The sequence below is a fragment of the Cellulomonas sp. T2.31MG-18 genome, assembly GCF_964266755.1.
Classification (GTDB): Bacteria; Actinomycetota; Actinomycetes; order Actinomycetales; family Cellulomonadaceae; genus Cellulomonas.
Genome location: NZ_CAXWGW010000001.1, coordinates 1,313,037 through 1,330,831, shown reverse-complemented (window position 1 = coordinate 1,330,831; position 17,795 = coordinate 1,313,037). Strand labels below are relative to the sequence as shown.

The window sequence follows — 17,795 nt, the reverse complement described above, 5'->3', positions numbered from 1 at the left end:
AGCCCCTCCGTCGACCTGCGCGGCATGCTGGCCGCGGTGCGGGCCGAGGTGGCCAAGGCGGTGGTCGGTCAGGACGCCGCCGTCACCGGCCTGGTCATCGCGCTGCTGTGCCGGGGCCACGTGCTGCTGGAAGGCGTGCCGGGTGTCGCCAAGACGCTGCTGGTCCGCAGCCTGTCGGCGGCCCTGGCGCTGGACACCAAGCGCGTGCAGTTCACGCCGGACCTGATGCCGGGCGACGTGACCGGATCCCTGGTGTACGACGCGCGGACCGCGGAGTTCTCGTTCCGGGCCGGGCCGGTGTTCACCAACCTCCTGCTCGCCGACGAGATCAACCGGACACCGCCGAAGACCCAGGCCTCGCTGCTCGAGGCGATGGAGGAGCGGCAGGTCTCGGTCGACGGCGCCGCGCGGCGGCTGCCCGACCCGTTCCTCGTGATCGCCACGCAGAACCCGGTGGAGTACGAGGGCACGTACCCGCTCCCCGAGGCGCAGCTGGACCGGTTCCTGCTCAAGCTGCTGCTGCCGCTGCCCGAGCGCGCCGACGAGGTGCAGGTGCTCGCCCGGCACGCCGCCGGCTTCGACCCGCGGGACCTGGCCGCCGCCGGCCTGCGGCCCGTCGCGGGCCCCGCGGAGCTGGCGGCGGCCCGCGCCGAGGTGGCCCGGGTGCAGGTGGCCCGCGAGGTGCTCGGCTACGTGGTCGACCTGTGCCGGGCGACGCGTGAGTCGCCGTCGCTGTCGCTGGGCGTCTCGCCTCGAGGTGCGACGGCGCTGCTCGCGACCTCACGTGCGTGGGCGTGGTTGAGCGGACGGCCCTACGTGACGCCCGACGACGTCAAGGCGCTCGCGCACCCCACGCTGCGCCACCGGGTCCAGCTGCGTGCCGAGGCCGAGCTGGAGGGCGTCACCGCGGAGTCGGTGCTGGACACCGTGCTCGCCTCGGTGCCGGTCCCCCGCTGAGGCGGCCCGATGGCGATCACGTGGCGTGCCGTGGCGCTGACCGCGCTCGGTGCCGTCCCGGTGCTGCTGCTGCCGGTCCCCGGCACGGTGCTCGTTTGGGTGGCGCTGGTCGCGGCGCTGTGCGCGGTGGACGTCGCCCTCGCGGCGTCCCCACGACGGCTGGCGGTGTCCCGGTCGGTGCCCGCGTCCGTCCGCAGGACGGAGCCGACGAGCTCGACGCTGACGATCACCAACCTCGACCGGCGCAGGCTGCGGGGCCTGGTCCGGGACGCGTGGCCGCCGTCGGCGCTGCCGGCCTCGGGACCGGTCGAACCGGGCGCACCCGCCGCACTCGGTCGACGGGCACCTCGCCACGCCGTGGACATCCCGGTCGGCGAGGCGGCCCGCGTGGTCAGCGCGCTGCAGCCCACCCGGCGGGGCGACATCCCGGCGGGGGCGGTGACGGTGCGCACCGTCGGTCCGCTCGGACTGGCCGGACGCCAGGCCTCGCTGCCCGTTCCCGGGCGGCTGCGTGTGCTTCCCGAGTTCGCCTCGCGGCGGCACCTGCCGAGCCGGCTCGCCCGGTTGCGCGAGCTGGACGGCCGCGCCGCGGTGCAGGTGCGCGGGGCCGGGACGGAGTTCGACTCGCTGCGCGAGTACGTCGTCGGCGACGACGTCCGGTCCATCGACTGGCGCGCGACCGCCCGTCGTGCCGACGTGGTGGTGCGCACCTGGCGGCCCGAGCGGGACCGGCGGGTGCTGGTGGTCGTCGACACCTCCCGCACCAGCGCCGTGCGGGTCCTGGACGCCCCGCGGCTGGAGGCGTCGATCGAGGCGGCACTGCTGCTCACCGCGCTCGCCACGCGGGCCGGCGACCGAGTGGAGCTGCTCGCCTGGGACCGTCGGGTCCGAGCGAGCACCGCGGGGCGGACGGGCAGCCGGGTGCTGCCGGCCGTCGCGGAGTCGCTGGCCGGCGTCGAGCCTGCGCTGGTCGAGGCCGACTGGGCCGGCATGGTGGGTCAGGTGCGCAGCCGGCTGAGCCGGCGGTCGCTGGTGGTGCTGCTCACCACTGTGGACCCCGCCGCCGTCGAGCGGGGCGTCCTCGGCGTGGCCGCCGGGCTCACGGACCGGCACGTGGTGGTGCTCGCCTCGGTCGCGGACCCGGAGGTGGACGACCTGCGGCACGGTCGCCGCAGCGCGGCCGAGGTGTTCGACGCCGCGGCGGCCGAGCGCACCGTGTTGGAGCGGGAGGCGGTGGCGCAGCGGCTGCGACGTCTGGGCGTGGAGGTGCTGGACGCGCTGCCGGACGAGCTCGCCCCGCGTCTCGCGGACACGTACCTCGCGCTCAAGGCCGCCGGCCGGCTCTGAGCACTACCGGTGTCGGTGGACGGCGTTACCGTCGCCGCGTGCCCGAGGACGAGCTCTCCCCCCGTGCGCTGGGTCGCGCGCTGCTCGCGCGTCAGCACCTGCTGGCGCGCGCACCGGCGGAGAGCGACGGAGCGGCTGCCGCGGAGCGGCTCGTCGGTCACCTCGTCGGGCTGCAGGCCCAGAACCCCACGTCGCCGTACCTCGCGCTCTGGAGCCGCCTCGAGGGCTTCGCGCCGCCGTACCTGGCTGCCACGCTGGCCGACCGTCGCACGGCCCGGGTCGCCGCCATGCGCAGCACCGTCCACCTGCTCACCGCCCAGGACGCGCTGACCCTCCCGGTGCTGACCGCCCGGACCCTCTCGCGCGAGACGCGCGGCCTGTCTGCCGCGGAGCTGGACAGGATCGCCGTCCGCGCTCGCGAGCTGCTCGAGCGCACGCCGATGCGGCCCAACCAGCTCGGTCCCGCGCTCGCGCCCGAGCTGCCGCACGTTCCGCCGAACAACCTCGCCTACGCCGCTCGCTGCCTGCTGTCCCTGGTGCAGGTCACGCCGCGGGGACAGTGGGGCGCCAGCATGGCCACCACGTGGACGACGGCCGAGTCGTGGTTCGCCCCGGAGACGGTCACGGCGGCCCCCGACCTGCAGGACCCCGATGTGCGCGCGGAGGTGGTGGGCGACCTGGTGCTGCGCTACCTCGCCGCCTTCGGGCCGGCGTCGGTCGCGGACGTGCAGGCGTGGTCCGGGATGACGCGTCTCGCCCCGGTGGTGCAGGCACTGGGTGACCGGGTGGTGCACCTGCGCCCGCTGACGGCGCCGGCGGGACGGAACCGGACGGTGCTCCTCGACCTGCCGGACGCGCCGCGGCCCCACGAGGACACCCCGGCGCCGGTGCGACTCCTGCCCGACTTCGACAACGTGGTGCTGTCCCATGCCGACCGCACCCGCATCGTGCCGGAGGACGTCCGCCGCCGGCTGGTCACGCCGAACGGCAGCGGTCCCGGGACCGTGCTGGTGGACGGGCAGGTCGGCGGTGTCTGGCGGCTGCGCCGCGAGCGCGGCACGGCCGGTACCCGCGCACCCGGGTCGGTGACCCTGCTCGTCGAGCCGTTCGTGGCTCTGTCGCACCAGCAGCGGGACGAGCTGGACACGGAGGCCCACGCGGTGCTCGCCCTGCTCGCCGGCGACGTGGAGGACCGGCGGGTCGAGGTCGCCGCCGCGTCGTGACGGGCCGATCCACGCGGCGGCCTCATGCGGCCGCGGCGCTCGTGCCGTCCCGGTGCCGGCGCCGTGCCGTCAGCCCGCCGTCGCCACCGCGTAGCCGGCGCGGTCCAGCTCCAGGTCACCCGTCTGACCCGCACGTGCCGCGCGCCGACCGAGCAGCAGCACGTACACCCAGAACGCCGCGAGCGACGCGAGCCCGATGGCGATCTTCGCCGCCCACGGCAGCTGGGAACCGGTGACGAAGCCCTCGATCAGGCCCGACACCGCCAGGACCCCCACCAGGCCCAGCGCCACGGTGAACAGCGCCCGGCCCTCCTCCGCCAAGGCTCGCCCGCGCGGACGCGGGCCGGGGTCGACCAGCGTCCAGAACAGGCGCAGACCGGCCGCACCGGAGACGAACACCGCGGTCAGCTCGAGCACCCCATGGGGGCTGATCAGCTGCAGGAACATGTCCAGCCGGCCGTACGCCGCCATCAGCCCGCCGGCCGCACCCACGTTCACGGCGTTGCTGAGCAGGAAGTACACCGGCACCACGCCCGTGATCCCGGTGGCCACGCAGAGCGCCGAGATCCACGCGTTGTTGGTCCATACCATGGCGGCGAACGTCACGCCCGGGTCGTAGTACGCGGCGAACAGCTGGTCGACGTACTCCTTGCGGCTGGCCGGCGTCCCCATCGCGGCCAGCGCCTCCGGATGCGTCGCGACCCACACACCGCTGACGACGCCGACCGCGAGGAACACCACCATCACGCCGACCGTCCACCACCGGATCCGGTACAGCGCGGCCGGCAGCAGCACCGTGAGGAACCGGGCGACGTCCCGCCACGCCGGCTCGTGCGTACCGGCGATCCGGGCGCGCGCCCGGCCGAGCAGCTGCGACAGCCGTGTCACCGTCTCCGGGTCGGGAGCGGCGGACCGCAGCGTCGACAGGTCCGTGGCGGTGGCGCGGTAGAGCCGCACCAGCTCGTCCGACTCGGCGCCCGACAGCCGGCGGCGGCGCACCAGCCGGTCCAGGCGGTCCCACTCCGGCGTCCGCGCGACCACCAGGGCGTCCAGGTCCATGCCGCACAGCCTGCCATCGCGACGCCCGGCGCCGGGGCCGCCGGGCCCGATAGCCTGCACCCGGACCTGAGGGAGGCACCGTGGACGAGGGCATCCTCACCGGCGAGGCCGTGCTGCTGGACACCAGGCCGGCCTCGTTCGCCTCCCGCGCGCTCGGTGCCGTTCTCGACCTCCTGGCCCTCGCCGTGGTGATCGGCGTGCTCGCCTGGCTGCTGTTCGGCGCGCTGAACCTGGTGCCGGACGAGAAGGCGGCGCGGGCGGTCGGCGTGGTGGCGCTGGCCACGGTGACGGTGCTGGTGCCGGCGACGGTGGAGACGCTCAGCCGGGGGCGGTCGCTCGGCAAGCTCGCGATGGGCATCCGCATCGTGCGGGACGACGGCGGCCCGGTGCTGTTCCGGCAGGCGCTGGTCCGCGCCCTGACGGGCGTGTTCGAGCTGTGGCTGACGTCCGGCGTCGTGGCGCTCCTGGTCAGCGTCGCGCACCCGCAGGGCAAGCGGCTCGGCGACGTGCTGGCGGGGACCTACGCGGCGCGGGTCAGGGGCAAGGCGCCGGTGCGCACACCCGTGCCGATGCCGCCGTACCTGGCCCGGTGGGCGGCGCACGCCGACGTCGCACGGCTGCCCGACGGCCTCGCGCTCGCCGTGCGGCAGTTCCTGGCCCGGGCGCGGGCGCTGCACCCGGCCTCACGGATGGAGCTCGGCGGCCGTCTGACCGCGCAGGTGCAGCAGTACGTCCGTCCCCTGCCCCCGCCCGGCACCCACCCGGAGGACTTCCTCGCGGCGGTGCTCGCCGAGCGCAGGGAGCGCGAGCTCGCCGCCGAGCAGCGCCGGGCCGTCCGCGAGTCGGTCGAGGCGGCGGCGCTCACGCGGCTGCCGCACGCCATCCCGGACCCGGTGGACTGAGCGACCCCGGCGCCGGGCGCCGGTGGTGGTGCGGCCTCAGGACGACGGCGCCGTCCGACGCAGGTCCGGCTCGAGGTAGATCACACGCGCGATCGGCACCGCCGACCGCACCCGGACCTCCGCAGCGTCGATCGCGGCGGCGATATCCGCGGCGCTGTCGTCCGCGGTGACCTCGATCTTGGCCGCCACCAGCAGCTCCTCGGGCCCGAGGTGCAGCGTCCGCAGGTGGATGACGGAGGCCACCCCGTCCCCGACCAACGCCGAGCGGACAGCCGCGACGTCCGCCGCGGACGCCGCCTCACCGAGCAGCAGCGAGGTCGTCTCCACCGCGAGCACCGCGGCGATGAGCACCAGCAGGACCCCGATGCCGGCGGTGCCCACGGCGTCCCACCGGCCGTCGCCGGTCAGCAGCGTCAGGCCGACGCCGAGCCCGGCGAGCAGCAGACCGATCAGCGCCCCGGAGTCCTCCAGCAGGACGACCGGGAGCTCGGGCGCCTTGGCGGTGCGGATGAAGGACGGCCAGGACTGACCGGCCCGTGCGGCGTCCGACTCCCGCACGGCCGTCCGCAAGGAGGACGCCTCCATCACGAAGGCGATGACCAGCACGAGGAGCGGGACCCACCACCAGCGACCCTCGAGCGGGTGCGGGTCGGCCCACTTGTGCCACGCCTCGTACAGCGCGAACAGGCCACCGAGCGTGAACAGCACGATGGAGACGATGAAGGCGTAGACGTACCGCTCGCGGCCGTAGCCGAAGGGGTGCGTCTCGTCCGGCACGCGCCGGGCGCGCCGGCCTCCGAGGAGCAGCAGCAGCTGGTTGCCGGAGTCGGCGACGGAGTGCACCGACTCGGCGAGCATCGAGCTGGAGGAGGTGAGCAGGAACGCGACGAACTTGGTGACGGCGATCCCGAGGTTCGCGGCGAGCGCCGCCATGATCGCCCTGGTGCCGCTCTCGTGCGCCATGCCCGTCTCCCCCGGTCGTGCGGCCTGCGTCGACGCAGGTCAGCCTAGGCGACCACGCACCGACGGCGGCTCAGCCGCGGGTGACCGGCCGCGCCTCGTCGGCGAGGAGGACGGGGATGCCGTCGCGGACGGGGTACGCCAGCGGCCGGTCGGGGTCGGTCGACACCAGCTCGGGCTGCCCGTCCGGGCCCACCTCGTCGGTCAGCGTCGCCCCGGTCACCGGGCACCGCAGCAGCTCTCGTGCCCAGGGCTCCAGGCTCGTCGCCGGCTCGTTCATCGGTCCTCCCCCGTCCGCAGCAACGACAGGACGTCGTCGCGCACCTTGTCCAGCACGTCCTCATCCGCCGCCTCGACCGTCAGCTCCACACCGTCGACCGCGGGCCGCACCGCGAACCACCACGGAGGTGGGGCGTCCCAGTGGGAGACCAGCAGCCCGTCACCCTCCTCGGACTCGACCGGTCCGCCGCCCGGTCGGGTCACGTAGGCCTCGACCACCCGCGCCACCGCGCCGTCGGCGTCGGCGACCTCGACGGCGATCGGTCCCGCCGTGACGTAGGGCTGGTAGAGCTCCGCCAGCACCGACAGCGTGTGCGGCTGGCGACCGAGCTCGGCGAGCACGTGCACCAGCGCGAGCAGGCCGGCGGTCGCAGGACCGGCGTCCCGGGCGACGAGCGTGCCGTCGGCGCCGCCGCCCAGCACGGCGCCCTGGACGGTCAGCTGCTCGGCCAGCTCGGCACGGTGCACGCGTGCCGTGGCCGCACCAGCAGCGGCAAGCAGGTCCGGCACCGCCCGTGACGTGAGGTCGTCGTGCAGCACGAGGGGGACGCGTCCCGCCGCCAGCTCCGCCGCCGCGAGCCGCAGGCCGACGACGGTGAGCACCGTCGACGGCGGCACGGGCTCACCTCGCTCGTCGAGGAGGTGCACCCGGCCACCGGCGAGCACCGCGCCCGCGTCGGCGCCGTGCTCGAGCACCACGCTGCGCAGGTCGGACAGGTCCGCTCCGGGGCCGCTGACGAGCGTCAGCCGCACCGGTCCGTCCGCCAGCAGCTGCTGGAGCACCTCGGCATGGCCCTGGGTGCCGGCGTGCACCACCACGTGCAGGGTGCGGGCATCACGGAGGTCGACGGCGTCCCGCAGCACCGCCAGCAGGCGGTCCGGGTCGTCAGCGTCCGTCACAGGTCGGGCTCCTTGGCGTCGAGGGCGCCGACGAGCCTACCGGCCGGCCCCGGGACCGCCCGCGGGGCGGCCCGTCACGTCCTCGTCGCTGAGCGGCGTCCCGTCCCCGTCGAGCGCGAACCACGCACGGTGCTCGCACGCAGGGCAGGAGACGAACACGGCCGCGCACCCGGTCGGCGTGCTCATCCGGATGCGGACCAGGTCGGTGGAGCCGCAACGCTGGCACTCGCGCGTCCCCTCGAGCAGCGGCCCGCCGCCCTGGCTGACCGACCCCAGCGGGACGGGCCCCTCGGCGACGCGACGGGACTCGCGCCGCCGCGTCACCGCACGCTCTCCTCGCCGTGCACCACGCGGAGGTGTCCGCGACGGCGACCGTCCGGCGTGGCGGGCTGCGCCACCGGCTCCGGCTCGAGCACCGCGAAGGCGGGTCGACCGGCCTCACGGACGGCGTCCGCCAGGGCGAGCAGGTCGTCGTGGCTCGGGGCCGCCGGCTCGAAGTCGGGCAGCAGCCGGACCACCTCCCAGCCGCGCGGCGCGGTGAGTCGCTCGGCGTGCTCGGCGCACAGGTCGTAGGAGTGCGGCTCCGCGAGCTGGGCGAGGGGACCGAGCACCGCGGTCGAGTCCGCGTAGACGTAGGTGAGCGTCGCCACCGCCGGGCGCGCGCACGCCGAGCGGGAGCACTGCCGAACGGATCGCACGCGCTGACGCTACAACGCAGGTGCGACACCTCGGCCGGGACACCCCCGGAGGTGCCCGGCCTCGGGTGCGCCTGGCGGCGGCGACTAGAGTTCCGGTGGTGAGGTCACGAGGTTCCCGGCGGGTCTCGTTCCCCGGGCAGCTGCCCGGTCGGGGACGTCGCTCGGCGGACGGGGAGAGCACCGGTGACCGACTCCCGGAGCCCACCTCGGCGTCGCGGGCCCCGGCCGCCCGCGCGGGGTCCCCCGCCGAGCCCGTCCGTCGTCGCGACCGTCGCGGTCGCGGTCCTCGTGGCCCCCTGCTGCCCAGCACGCTCCCGGCCTACCGCACCCGTGCGGAGCTGTTCGACGACCTGGTGCTCGACGCGGTCGAGGAGCTGGAGCGGACGTGGGCGCGGCAGCTCGACGGTACGGAGTTCGCCGTCGAGGACGTCCCGCCGTCCAACCCAGCACCCTGGGAGCGCGGCGGGGTGCCGCTGGGCCGCTGCTTCCCGTCCGATGCGGGGCTGCCGGCGCGGATCGTCGTCTACCGGCGGCCGCTCGAGGCGCGTGCCGAGGACCGCGCGGACCTCGCCGAGCTGGTGCACGACGTGGTCGTGGAGCAGGTGGCGCACCTGCTCGGCCGGCCACCGGAGGACGTGGACCCCGGCTACGGCGAGGGCCGATAGCCTGTCCGGACGATGAGCACCCCGATCCCGGCCGTCCGCGTCGTCTGCGTCGTCTACCACCCCGGACCGGAGCTGGCGCGGTTCGCCGCCGGGCTGCGGACGGCGAGCTCGCGACCCTTCGAGCTGGTGCTGGTCGACAACGGCGACGACCAGACCGTGTCGCGGGCGGTCGCCGACGAGCACGGTGCGCGCCTGGTCGTGCCCGGTCGCAACCTCGGCTACGGGGCCGCGGCGAACGTCGGTGCGATGGACGCGACGGCCGAGTGGCTCGTGGTGGCCAACTCCGACCTGGAGTGGCCCGCGGGCTCGCTCGACCGGCTGCTCGACGCGGCCGCGGCACACCCCGAGGCCGGCGCCGTCGGACCCGCGCTGCTCAACACCGACGGCAGCGTGTACCCCTCGGCGCGCGAGCTGCCGTCGCTCACCCAGGGCGTCGGCCACGCGGTGCTGGGCCGGGTGTGGCCGGGCAACCCGTGGACGCGCGCCTACCAGGCACGTCAGGAGACCGTCGGGGTGCAGCGTGCGGCCGGCTGGCTGTCCGGCGCGTGCCTGGTGCTGCGACGGCGGGCGTTCGAGCAGGTCGGCGGCTTCGACGAGGACTACTTCATGTTCTTCGAGGACGTGGACCTCGGTGAGCGGCTCGGCGCCGCGGGCTGGGTGAACCTCTACGTCCCGCAGGTGACCGTCACGCACATCGGCGGCACGTCGTGGCGGTCGCGACCCGCCCCGATGATCCGCGCTCACCACGCCAGCGCCTGGCGGTACCTGTCCCGCCGGTACACCGGCTGGCGGCTGGCACCGGTGCGCCTGGTGCTGCGCAGTGGGCTGTGGCTGCGCGAGCAGGTGGAGCTCCGCGCGGCACGCTGAGGCGGTCAGCCCAGTCCGACGTGCGGGTCCTGCCGGACGGCGATCCTGCCGGCAGCCGTCGGCTCGGGAGCCGGCAGCAGCAGGGACACCAGCGTGCCGTCGGCCTGTGCCCGCTCCGCGACCAGCGCCCAGGACGCGTCGACGGGACCGTCCGTGGTGATCAGCGACACCCCGGCGACCTGCGTGGGATCGGCGACCAGCTTCGCGAGCGGCCACGCCGCCGTCGTCCCGGCGTCGACGCTGACCTGGTGCTCGTCGAGCACGCTGCCGTCGGACCGGAGCAGGCGCAGCGTCCCGGTGACGGAGGCGGCCGCGCCGGACCCCTGGGCCGTGGGGTCGCCGGACCGCGGCACCGCGCCCACGACGAGCGTGTCGACCGTCCCGGGCGCAGGCACCACCAGCCCGGCAGCCGGTGGCGCGGCGGCGGCCCAGGCCCGCTCGACCCGCGGCTGGGTGTCCAGCGCACCGGGCGTCCCCACGCGCGAGTACTCCGCGGCGGCGACCACAGGCTGGTCCGCCTGGACGACGACCGTGTACTGCCCGGCGGGCAGCCCGCCGAGCGGGAGGTCGGTCACGGAACCGGCCGCCAGGTCCACGGTGCCGGCACCCGGCAGCGTGACCGGACCGTCGGACCCGAGAAGGCTCACCGTCGCCGTGGTGCCGCTGGCGCCCGGTGCGAGCAGTCGCAGCACCGGCGCGTCCGGGCTGTCCACCGTGGAGGCCTCCACGAGCAGCCCCGGGACGGTGACGCGCTGGGCCGGCGCGCTGCCGGGCACCACGAGGTCCGCACCGGCGGGTGTGAAGCCCCGGACGGCGCCGTCCTGCACCCAGGCGGACACCTGTCCCCCGGTGGCCCGCACGTGCACCGCGATCGACCGCTGCGCCGCCGCGACCGCCTCAAGGGTGACCGACCGGCTGCCGTGCGGCGGCACCACCTGCGAGCCGCCGGCCAGGTCGAGGCGTCCGTTGGGGCCCCACGCCTCGACACCGACCTCGGCCGCCGTGCTGCCGGGGTTGACCAGCACCAGAACGGCCGTGCGGCCCAGGTCGGTCGAGCCGCCGACGAGCCACGCGTCCGAGGTCGGTGCCGTGCACGTCTCGGCCGAGAGGCCTCGCAGGTCGCCGTCGGTGACCAGGCCGACCGCGGTCGCAGCGACGCGTGCACCACCGGTGCTGCCGGGCTCGGCGCGCACGACGACAGGTCCCGTGGTGCCCGTGAGCGCTGCGGCAGGCACGTCCGACGACAGCGGTGCGAGCACCGCGGAGCTGCTGAGGGCACGCACCGTGCCGGCCCCGGACGTTCCCTCGTCGGGCGCCGAGAGCACGGACACCGAGGTGGCGGGCGGAACGGGCGCCGGGTTGAACTTCGAGCTGGAGGACGCCTTCGGCATGATCAGCGGGCCCGGGCACACCGCGGTGGCGGCGGAGGCGGGGACGGCGACCAGGGCCGGACCGTCCGCGGCGCTCCTCGGCGCCGGCAGCCGGCTCGCACCGACCACCGTGGCCGTCGCGAGCGCCAGGACCGCGACGCCGGACAGCACACGCAGCCCCCGCTGCACGGCGGGACGGGCGCTCACGAGCGACCTGCCCGGCGCCGGCGGATCGGCAGCGCGAGCAGCCCGGTGACCACCCCGGTCACGGCGAGCAGCGCCAACCACCCGGTCCGGGTCGGCGAGTCGTAGCGGACCACCAGGTGACCTCCTGCAGCACCGACCTCGAACGTCTGGCGCCAGCCGAGCTGCACCGACCGCAGCGGTCGTCCGTCGAGCCACGCGTGCCAGCCGGGGTCGGCGCGCTCGGCCAGGACGAGGACCCGCGTGGTTGCACCGGCCGGGACGGTCGTGTCGACGTTCGCGTCGGTCGCTGCGACCGCGGTCACGGCCGTCGCCGGATCGGTCACGTCACCGGCGGCCTTCGCCAGGCGCGCCCACGACGTCACCACCGTCGGCGCCGGGGACCCGTCCGCGCCGACGGCCGGGCGCACCCGCCACAACGTCCCGGACGCGTTCTCGGTGACGCGTTCCAGTCCGGGGGTCGCGTCGAGCCGGCCGACGAGCTGCGCGCGCGCTGCGGCGGCGGGATCGGTGTCCGAGGTGCCGACCGGCAGCGGCGGGACGACCACGTGGGCGACCGCCAGGCCGCCGAGCGGGCCGGCGACGTCGCCGGGCGCCGTGCTCGTCAGCCGGGCTACCAGCGTGCGGAGCTCCGTGGTCGCCGGGTCGGCGGCGGCGACGGTCGCGGAACGCAGCCCGCCGCCCAGCGACCCCGTCTGGACCGCAGCAGCCTGGTCGACCAGGTCCAGACCGTCGCCCCGCAGCAGCTCCCACGACACGCCGTCGGTCGTCGCGCTGAGGGCGAGGACGCGTGATGCGTCGGCGCCCTGCTGGGCCTGCTGCGCCACGGCCGGCACGACCGGACGTCCGAGCGACCGCAGCGACGTCGCTCCGGGCGCCGTCCACACCCACGAGGCGAGCGAGCCGACCGCGACCGCGACCACGACCACGCTCCCGAGCACCGCGAGCGGCTGGCGCCAGCCGAACGTCGACCGCGTCAGCCTCGCCTGCAGCCGGTCGGTGCCGAGGGTCGCCGCGGTCAGCAGACCGAGCAGCGCCAACGACAACGACGCACCGACCCAGGCCCGACCGACTCCGTCGGCGTCGTGCACGGCGGGCAGCTGCGCCTGCACCGTGGCGGCCGCCAGTCCGACGACGGCCACGAGCCACCCGACGCGCACGCCGCGGGCCACCGCAGCGCCGCGCAGCAGCGCCAGCACGGCGAGCAGCAGCACGGTTCCGACGAGAGCCAGCGGCCAGACGGTGGCCAGCGTGCCGTGCAGCCCTGCCGGCACGAGGGCGCCGGGATCGGTCGGCACACCGAGCAGCCGCAGCAGCGGTCCGCTGGGGACGGACTGCGCGGGCAGACCGGGCTCGGCGAGCAGCAGCCGCAGCCCCGGCACCCCGCGGCGGACCACCTCGGCCAGCAACGGACCCGCCAGCACGACGGCCGGGACCGGCACCAGCAGCAGCCGGCCCCGCCGACGGGGTGCCGTCGCGGCCGCCACCACCGCGAGCACGACGGCCGGGGCGAGCAGCACGGGTGCACCGGCGACCGCGACGGCGAGCGCGAGTGCGGCACCGGCCGCGCCGGCGACGGAGCCGGTCGGGTCCGGCGTCCCGACGAGAAGGGGTCCCGGCTCCGGTGTCGACTCCCCCAGGTGCACCGGCTCGCCGACGCTCTCCGTCGACGAACCGTCCGACGAGGCGGCGGCAGCGACCGGAGCGACGCCGATGGTGCCGGCCGCCGAGGCGACACCGCCGGCGGGCGTCGGCGCCGGCCGGGGCGACGGGATCGCCGTGGTCGGCGCGGTCGACGCAACGGCCCCCGGCTCCGCGTCCTCGTCGAGGTCGACGATGCCGTCGTCCTCGTCGTCCCCCCGACGCACCGTGACCAGACCGGAGAGCACCTGGTCCACGCGCTGCACGCCGACGGCGCGCGCCATGCCGAGCGCCACCCACGGCAGCGCGGCGTGGGCGACGACGGCGCCGAGGTGACCTCCGCCGATGCCGAGCAGGAGGGCCGGAGCGGCCGCCCAGACCAGTGCCGCCCACGCACGCACGCCCGCGGACCGGGTGGCCGCACCGGCAGCGGCCCAGGCGCCGATGCCGGACAGGACCACGGCACCGAGCATCAGCACGTCCACCACGGCCTGCGTGTGCCCCGCCAGGAGAGTCGGCACCGCGAGCACCGTGAGCAGCGGGTCCGCTGGTGCGGCCTGCCCCAGACCGTCCCGCACCCAGCCGGAGGACGCCGCCTGCCACAGCTGCCCGACGGAGGACGAGCTCAGCGCGAGAGCGCCCCCGACCAGGCGAGCCCCCGCACCCACGACCGGTCCGAGCAGCCGCCCGAAGGCCGCGAGCGACGCCACGAGGAGCACCGCCGTCAGCCCCAGGGCGGTCCACCGCCGGCGGGTCGCCATCGCGGCGAGCTCGCCGAGCTCCAGCTCGGACGGGGCGCGCTGCACCTTCCGCGCCTCGAGCCGAGCGAGCCGCCGGTCCTGCTCCTGGGTCCACACGTCGCGCAGACCGGCCTGCAGCGGCCACAGGGTCCGCCTCGGCACGGCGCGGGTGCGGGCGGCGACCCGCCTCGCGCGGAGCACGGCCCCGGGTCTGCCGAGCGCCGCGAGACAGCCGGTCAGCTCGGCGACGGCGAGCCCGGGCTGCTTGACGGCCAGCTGACCGAGCGCGCGCACCACGGCCGCGAGCAGGCCGACGACGGCCACGAAGGGGACGAGCGGCAGCGGTGCTGCGACGAGCCGGGCGTGCACCGCGGACCGCCGGCGGGCCGCGAACGACCGTCGCGGGTCGCCGAGGTCCGGCTCACCGTCACCGTCGAGGTCCGTCTCGGGGCCCGCGTCGGCGTCCCGCAGCCCTTGGTAGAGGGCCTGAGCGTGCCGCACGACCGCGGCCGGGACCACCACGACGCGGTGCCCTGCGAGACGCGCGCGGCGGGACAGGTCGAGCCCGTCACCGAACGGTCCGAGCGCAGCGTCGGTGCCGCGCAGCGCGTCCCAGACGTCGCGCCGGACGAGCGCACCGGCGAGGCCGACGCCGAGCACGTCGGTACGCCCGTCGTGCTGCCCCTGGTCCAGCTCACCGGCCTCGACGTCGGACATCCGCCGGCCCCAGCGCGTGGTGCGCAGGCCGACCTCGAGCAGCCGCTCCGGTTCGGTCCACGTCCGCTGCTTGGCGCCGGCGACGGCGACCGACGGCGCGTGGCTCACCGCACGCATCAGCTCGAGCAGGGCGGTCGGCGCCGGCGCGCTGTCGTCGTGGAGCAGCCACAGCCACGGCGTGGGCGACTCGCCGAGGGCCTCGGCCACCGTCAGCAGACCTCGCGTGACCGCCTGGCCGAAGGTCTTCGCCCCTGGTGCCGTCGTGCGCGCGAGCCGCGGTGCCGGGGCCGGGGAACCCGCGAACGCCTCGTCCAGCGCCGCAGCGACGCCGTCCGGCCCGCCGACGTCCACGACCAGCACCCGCAACGGGCGTCTGACCTGTGCCGCGAGGGCGGCGAGCGTCGTCGGCAGGTACCGGGTGAGCCCCGCGGTGACGACGACGGCGGTCACCGGCGCCGTCACAGGGATAGACGACGTCGTCGTGGTGGGGGCGGCTGGGCCCTGGACGGTCTGCGTCATGCTCGCGCCATCATGCGACGCTGCCGGGTGCCTCCCCTGCTGCGACACTCCCGCGACGCCGTCGGCCTCGCGGAGGTGCTCGTCAGACGACACGCCGCTTGAGCTTGCGCCGCTCGCGCTCCGAGAGCCCGCCCCAGATGCCGAACCGCTCGTCGTTGGCCAGTGCGTACTCCAGGCACTCGGCCCGGACCTCGCACTGCGTGCAGACCTTCTTGGCCTCGCGCGTCGAGCCACCCTTCTCCGGGAAGAAGGCCTCCGGGTCGGTCTGCGCGCACAGTGCGCGCTCCTGCCACCCCATCAGGCCGTCGTCCTCGGCCTCCCCGAAGAGGGAGTGCACGTTGGACGCCGAGACCGACCCGACCACCTTCGCGTCCGACGGGAAGCTCTCGTCGTCGTCGTCGAGCAGGTTCCACATACGTGCCTCCGTGCGGGTCTGGTGCTCGGTGCTGCCTGGGTCTGTGGGCTGTCCTCGGGCTGTCGAGTGGTCGAACCGGCCTGCCAGATCACTGCCCCGCGCCACCGCGGTTGCCATGAATTACACGCGTGTCGTTCTGGGGAGTCAACCGGAGCCGTGGTATTTGTCCACCTCGTCCGGGGTGAATTCTCGACGGCCCGGCGTGTCGCCCTACCCTGACGGCGTGCCGACCCCCCCGCGTTCCGTCGCCGAGCTCCTCGCCCTGTTGACTGCCGACCCCGGCCGCCCGCGCCTGACGTGGTACTCAGGCGCCGGCGAGCGCGTCGAGCTGTCGGGGGCGGTGCTCGACAACTGGGTCTGCAAGACGGCGAACCTGCTGGTCGAAGAGTTCGATGCCGCGCCCGGCACGCATGTGCTGCTCGACCTGCCAGCGCACTGGCGCTCGGTGGTGTGGGCGCTGGCGGCGTGGCGCGTCGGCGCGTGCGTGGTGACGTCGGCGTTCGACGTCAGAGCCGTCGAGGGCACAGACGCGGCCGAGCCGTCCGACGGTCCCGGCCCGGCCGCCGACGTGGTCGTGACGGATCGTCCGTCGGCGCACCGCGAGGCGCGGGACCTCGTCGTGGTCACGCTCGCCGCCCTCGCTCGGCGGTTCGACGGAGCCCTACCGGCGGGCGCCGTGGACGCGGCGAGCGCCGTGATGACCTACTCGGACCGCATCGGCTGGTCGCCGGCGGTCGACCCTGCAGCGCCGGCACTGGCCACGCCGGCCGGGACGACGAGCCACGCGGCGCTGTTCTCCGACGCAGGGGACGCAGCAGCCGGCGCCACGGCGGCCGAGCGAGTTCTCCTCGAGGGCGTCGATCTCCCCGGCGCCCTGCGCAAGGTGCTCGCCGTGCTGGCTGGCGCCGGTTCCGTCGTGCTGCTGGACGTCGCGATGGCCACCGCGCTCCGCGCGGACGCGCCGCGCCGGACCGCCCTCGTCGCAAGCGAACGGGTCACCTCGGACCTTCTGTAGAGGCCCTACCCCGCCGACCACACCCCGCGACACGCTCTGAGCAACCACAGCAGGGGTCTACGACCAAGTCGTCACGGGACGTCAGCCTGAACCAGTCGCCCGCGACCCCGCACGGTGAGCCGCCCGTCGCTCGCCGGCACGAAGGCGGCCTGGCCCTGGGTCAGCGTCACGGTGCCGTCGTTCGACGTCGCCACCGTCAGCTCCCCCGCGAGCGCCAGCAGGATCCGCGGACCCCGGCCGGGCAGAGGATGGTCGTCGTCGTCGGCCAGCTCGGTGACGGACAGCTCGAAGTCGTCCACGGGCGCGTAGAACACCTTGGTCGCGCCGTGGAACACCTCGGGGGCGATCCGGATCGGAGGAGCCGCGACGTAGTCGACGTTGCGCAGCAGCTCCGGCACGTCCACGTGCTTGGGGGTCAGTCCCGCGCGCAGCACGTTGTCCGAGCTCGCCATGATCTCCACGCCGACACCGTGCAGGTACGCGTGCACGCCACCCGCCGGGACGAACATCGCCTCGCCCGGCCGCAGCGTCACGGGGTTGAGCAGCATCGACGTCACCACCCCGGGGTCGCCGGGGTACTCCCGCTGCAGCAGCCCGACGGTGCGGTCGGTGCGCGGTGACGGCGACCCGTCGGCGAGCCGGGCCGCGACCGCGTCGGCCAGCCGGGCCACCTCCTCCGGACCGGGCCGGGTCGCCGGGTCGAGCAGCCGGGTGAACGCCTCGCGGATGCCCTCGGTGGACGGCTTCTCCACCAGCACCCCGTGGAGCTCCTTGGCGAGCGGGCAGTCGAGGCCCGCGAACATCTCCGCCGCCCGGCGCGGGGCGCGGAACCCGCACATCGCCTCGAACTGCGTCAGCGCGTAGACCAGCTCGGGCTTGTGGTTCCGGTCCTTGTAGTTGCGGTGCGGCGCGTCGAGCGGGACGCCGGCGGCATCCTCCGCGTCGTAGCCGGCGCGGGCGGCGTCGATGTCCGGGTGCACCTGCAGCGAGAGCGGGTGCTCGGCGGCGATCACCTTGAGCAGGTACGGCAGCTGCGGGCCGAAGCGGTTGACCACGTCGAGGCCCAGCGCCTCGCGGGGGGTCCGCCGCAGCAGCTCGACCAGGTTCTCGAGCCCGTCGTCCAGCACCAGGGACGGGGCGGACGGGTGCGCGCCCATCCACGCCTCGGCGAGCACTCCGTCGTGCGTCAGCGCCAGCGTGTCCTGCAAAGCGTCGGGCGAGCCCCAGGCGTAGGCCTGGGTCGCCTGCGTGATCCTCAGCACGGGAACCTCGGGGTGGGTGAGCGGTTGCCGGGTGATGGTACCGAGGCGACGGTGG

The 17,795-nt window shown here is 75.7% G+C and carries 17 protein-coding genes; 7 read left to right on the top strand and 10 right to left on the bottom strand.

The window, feature by feature from the left end; genetic code table 11:
- Nucleotides 1-24: 24 nt before the first annotated feature.
- The 3 genes from ACFQTY_RS06200 to ACFQTY_RS06190 are packed head-to-tail and all read left to right on the top strand — an operon-like array spanning nucleotide 25 to nucleotide 3,527.
- Nucleotides 25-957, top strand: a complete 933-nt coding sequence (locus ACFQTY_RS06200; protein ID WP_378099123.1) for an AAA family ATPase — start codon at nucleotides 25-27, stop codon at nucleotides 955-957.
- A 9-nt stretch (nucleotides 958-966) separates the two neighbouring features.
- A complete protein-coding gene (locus ACFQTY_RS06195; RefSeq protein ID WP_291759193.1) occupies nucleotides 967-2,304 on the top strand; it encodes a DUF58 domain-containing protein in 1,338 nt (445 codons plus the stop codon).
- 38 nt (nucleotides 2,305-2,342) lie between these two features.
- On the top strand, nucleotides 2,343-3,527 hold the full coding sequence (locus ACFQTY_RS06190) for a winged helix DNA-binding domain-containing protein (RefSeq protein ID WP_291759196.1): 1,185 nt from the start codon (nucleotides 2,343-2,345) through the stop codon (nucleotides 3,525-3,527).
- 69 nt (nucleotides 3,528-3,596) lie between these two features.
- On the opposite strand, the gene ACFQTY_RS06185 is transcribed toward ACFQTY_RS06190, so the two are convergent.
- Nucleotides 3,597-4,586: a stage II sporulation protein M gene (locus ACFQTY_RS06185; protein WP_291759198.1), complete on the bottom strand. Its 990-nt coding sequence runs from the start codon at nucleotides 4,584-4,586 to the stop codon at nucleotides 3,597-3,599.
- An 80-nt stretch (nucleotides 4,587-4,666) separates the two neighbouring features.
- On the opposite strand from ACFQTY_RS06185, the gene ACFQTY_RS06180 reads away from it, so the two are divergent.
- The gene (locus ACFQTY_RS06180; RefSeq protein WP_291759201.1) at nucleotides 4,667-5,488 is read left to right on the top strand and encodes an RDD family protein; all 822 of its coding nucleotides are present in this window, start codon (nucleotides 4,667-4,669) and stop codon (nucleotides 5,486-5,488) included.
- A 36-nt stretch (nucleotides 5,489-5,524) separates the two neighbouring features.
- On the opposite strand, the gene ACFQTY_RS06175 is transcribed toward ACFQTY_RS06180, so the two are convergent.
- The 5 genes from ACFQTY_RS06175 to ACFQTY_RS06155 all read right to left on the bottom strand — a co-directional run bounded on the left by ACFQTY_RS06175 (nucleotide 5,525) and on the right by ACFQTY_RS06155 (nucleotide 8,325).
- Nucleotides 5,525-6,451, bottom strand: a complete 927-nt coding sequence (locus ACFQTY_RS06175; protein WP_291759207.1) for a cation diffusion facilitator family transporter — start codon at nucleotides 6,449-6,451, stop codon at nucleotides 5,525-5,527.
- Nucleotides 6,452-6,521: 70 nt separating this feature from the next.
- Nucleotides 6,522-6,728, bottom strand: coding sequence for a Trm112 family protein (locus ACFQTY_RS06170; RefSeq protein WP_291759210.1), 207 nt, complete (start codon nucleotides 6,726-6,728; stop codon nucleotides 6,522-6,524).
- A complete protein-coding gene (locus ACFQTY_RS06165; protein WP_378098574.1) occupies nucleotides 6,725-7,627 on the bottom strand; it encodes a hypothetical protein in 903 nt (300 codons plus the stop codon). Before ACFQTY_RS06165 ends, ACFQTY_RS06170 begins: the two co-directional genes overlap by 4 nt.
- A gap of 36 nt (nucleotides 7,628-7,663) precedes the next feature.
- The gene (locus ACFQTY_RS06160; RefSeq protein ID WP_378098572.1) at nucleotides 7,664-7,951 is read right to left on the bottom strand and encodes a hypothetical protein; all 288 of its coding nucleotides are present in this window, start codon (nucleotides 7,949-7,951) and stop codon (nucleotides 7,664-7,666) included.
- Nucleotides 7,948-8,325 carry a DUF3499 domain-containing protein gene (locus ACFQTY_RS06155; protein WP_378098570.1) on the bottom strand — a complete coding sequence of 126 codons (378 nt, stop codon included), beginning with the start codon at nucleotides 8,323-8,325 and terminating at the stop codon, nucleotides 7,948-7,950. Before ACFQTY_RS06155 ends, ACFQTY_RS06160 begins: the two co-directional genes overlap by 4 nt.
- Nucleotides 8,326-8,423: 98 nt before the next feature.
- Between ACFQTY_RS06155 and ACFQTY_RS06150 the strand changes: the two genes are divergently transcribed.
- Both ACFQTY_RS06150 and ACFQTY_RS06145 read left to right on the top strand, forming a co-directional pair.
- The gene (locus ACFQTY_RS06150; RefSeq protein WP_378098568.1) at nucleotides 8,424-8,990 is read left to right on the top strand and encodes a metallopeptidase family protein; all 567 of its coding nucleotides are present in this window, start codon (nucleotides 8,424-8,426) and stop codon (nucleotides 8,988-8,990) included.
- A gap of 12 nt (nucleotides 8,991-9,002) precedes the next feature.
- Complete coding sequence (locus tag ACFQTY_RS06145) at nucleotides 9,003-9,857, top strand: glycosyltransferase family 2 protein (RefSeq protein ID WP_291759215.1); 855 nt, start codon at nucleotides 9,003-9,005, stop codon at nucleotides 9,855-9,857.
- A gap of 5 nt (nucleotides 9,858-9,862) precedes the next feature.
- Here the strand turns inward: ACFQTY_RS06145 and ACFQTY_RS06140 are convergent, their stop codons facing one another.
- The 3 genes from ACFQTY_RS06140 to ACFQTY_RS06130 all read right to left on the bottom strand — a co-directional run bounded on the left by ACFQTY_RS06140 (nucleotide 9,863) and on the right by ACFQTY_RS06130 (nucleotide 15,463).
- Entirely contained in the window at nucleotides 9,863-11,434 is a 1,572-nt protein-coding gene (locus tag ACFQTY_RS06140) for a DUF5719 family protein (RefSeq protein WP_291759217.1), read from the bottom strand.
- Nucleotides 11,431-15,048, bottom strand: coding sequence for a glycosyltransferase (locus tag ACFQTY_RS06135; RefSeq protein ID WP_378098565.1), 3,618 nt, complete (start codon nucleotides 15,046-15,048; stop codon nucleotides 11,431-11,433). The genes ACFQTY_RS06140 and ACFQTY_RS06135 overlap by 4 nt, the downstream gene beginning before the upstream one ends.
- Nucleotides 15,049-15,130: 82 nt before the next feature.
- Nucleotides 15,131-15,463: a WhiB family transcriptional regulator gene (locus ACFQTY_RS06130; RefSeq protein WP_291759222.1), complete on the bottom strand. Its 333-nt coding sequence runs from the start codon at nucleotides 15,461-15,463 to the stop codon at nucleotides 15,131-15,133.
- 223 nt (nucleotides 15,464-15,686) lie between these two features.
- Between ACFQTY_RS06130 and ACFQTY_RS06125 the strand changes: the two genes are divergently transcribed.
- On the top strand, nucleotides 15,687-16,478 hold the full coding sequence (locus ACFQTY_RS06125) for a TIGR03089 family protein (RefSeq protein WP_291759224.1): 792 nt from the start codon (nucleotides 15,687-15,689) through the stop codon (nucleotides 16,476-16,478).
- Between the two features lie 71 nt (nucleotides 16,479-16,549).
- Here ACFQTY_RS06125 and manA read toward each other — a convergent pair whose 3' ends face one another.
- Nucleotides 16,550-17,740: a mannose-6-phosphate isomerase, class I gene (manA, locus tag ACFQTY_RS06120; RefSeq protein ID WP_378098562.1), complete on the bottom strand. Its 1,191-nt coding sequence runs from the start codon at nucleotides 17,738-17,740 to the stop codon at nucleotides 16,550-16,552.
- Nucleotides 17,741-17,795: the final 55 nt, after the last annotated feature.

Coding starts and splice junctions, on each gene's coding strand:
- ACFQTY_RS06200 (WP_378099123.1), top strand. CDS start 25: ATGCTGGCCGCGGTGCGGGCCGAGGTGGCCAAGGCGGTGGTCGGTCAG.
- ACFQTY_RS06195 (WP_291759193.1), top strand. CDS start 967: ATGGCGATCACGTGGCGTGCCGTGGCGCTGACCGCGCTCGGTGCCGTC.
- ACFQTY_RS06185 (WP_291759198.1), bottom strand. CDS start 4,586: ATGGACCTGGACGCCCTGGTGGTCGCGCGGACGCCGGAGTGGGACCGC.
- ACFQTY_RS06175 (WP_291759207.1), bottom strand. CDS start 6,451: ATGGCGCACGAGAGCGGCACCAGGGCGATCATGGCGGCGCTCGCCGCG.
- ACFQTY_RS06170 (WP_291759210.1), bottom strand. CDS start 6,728: ATGAACGAGCCGGCGACGAGCCTGGAGCCCTGGGCACGAGAGCTGCTG.
- ACFQTY_RS06145 (WP_291759215.1), top strand. CDS start 9,003: ATGAGCACCCCGATCCCGGCCGTCCGCGTCGTCTGCGTCGTCTACCAC.
- ACFQTY_RS06135 (WP_378098565.1), bottom strand. CDS start 15,048: ATGACGCAGACCGTCCAGGGCCCAGCCGCCCCCACCACGACGACGTCG.
- ACFQTY_RS06130 (WP_291759222.1), bottom strand. CDS start 15,463: ATGTGGAACCTGCTCGACGACGACGACGAGAGCTTCCCGTCGGACGCG.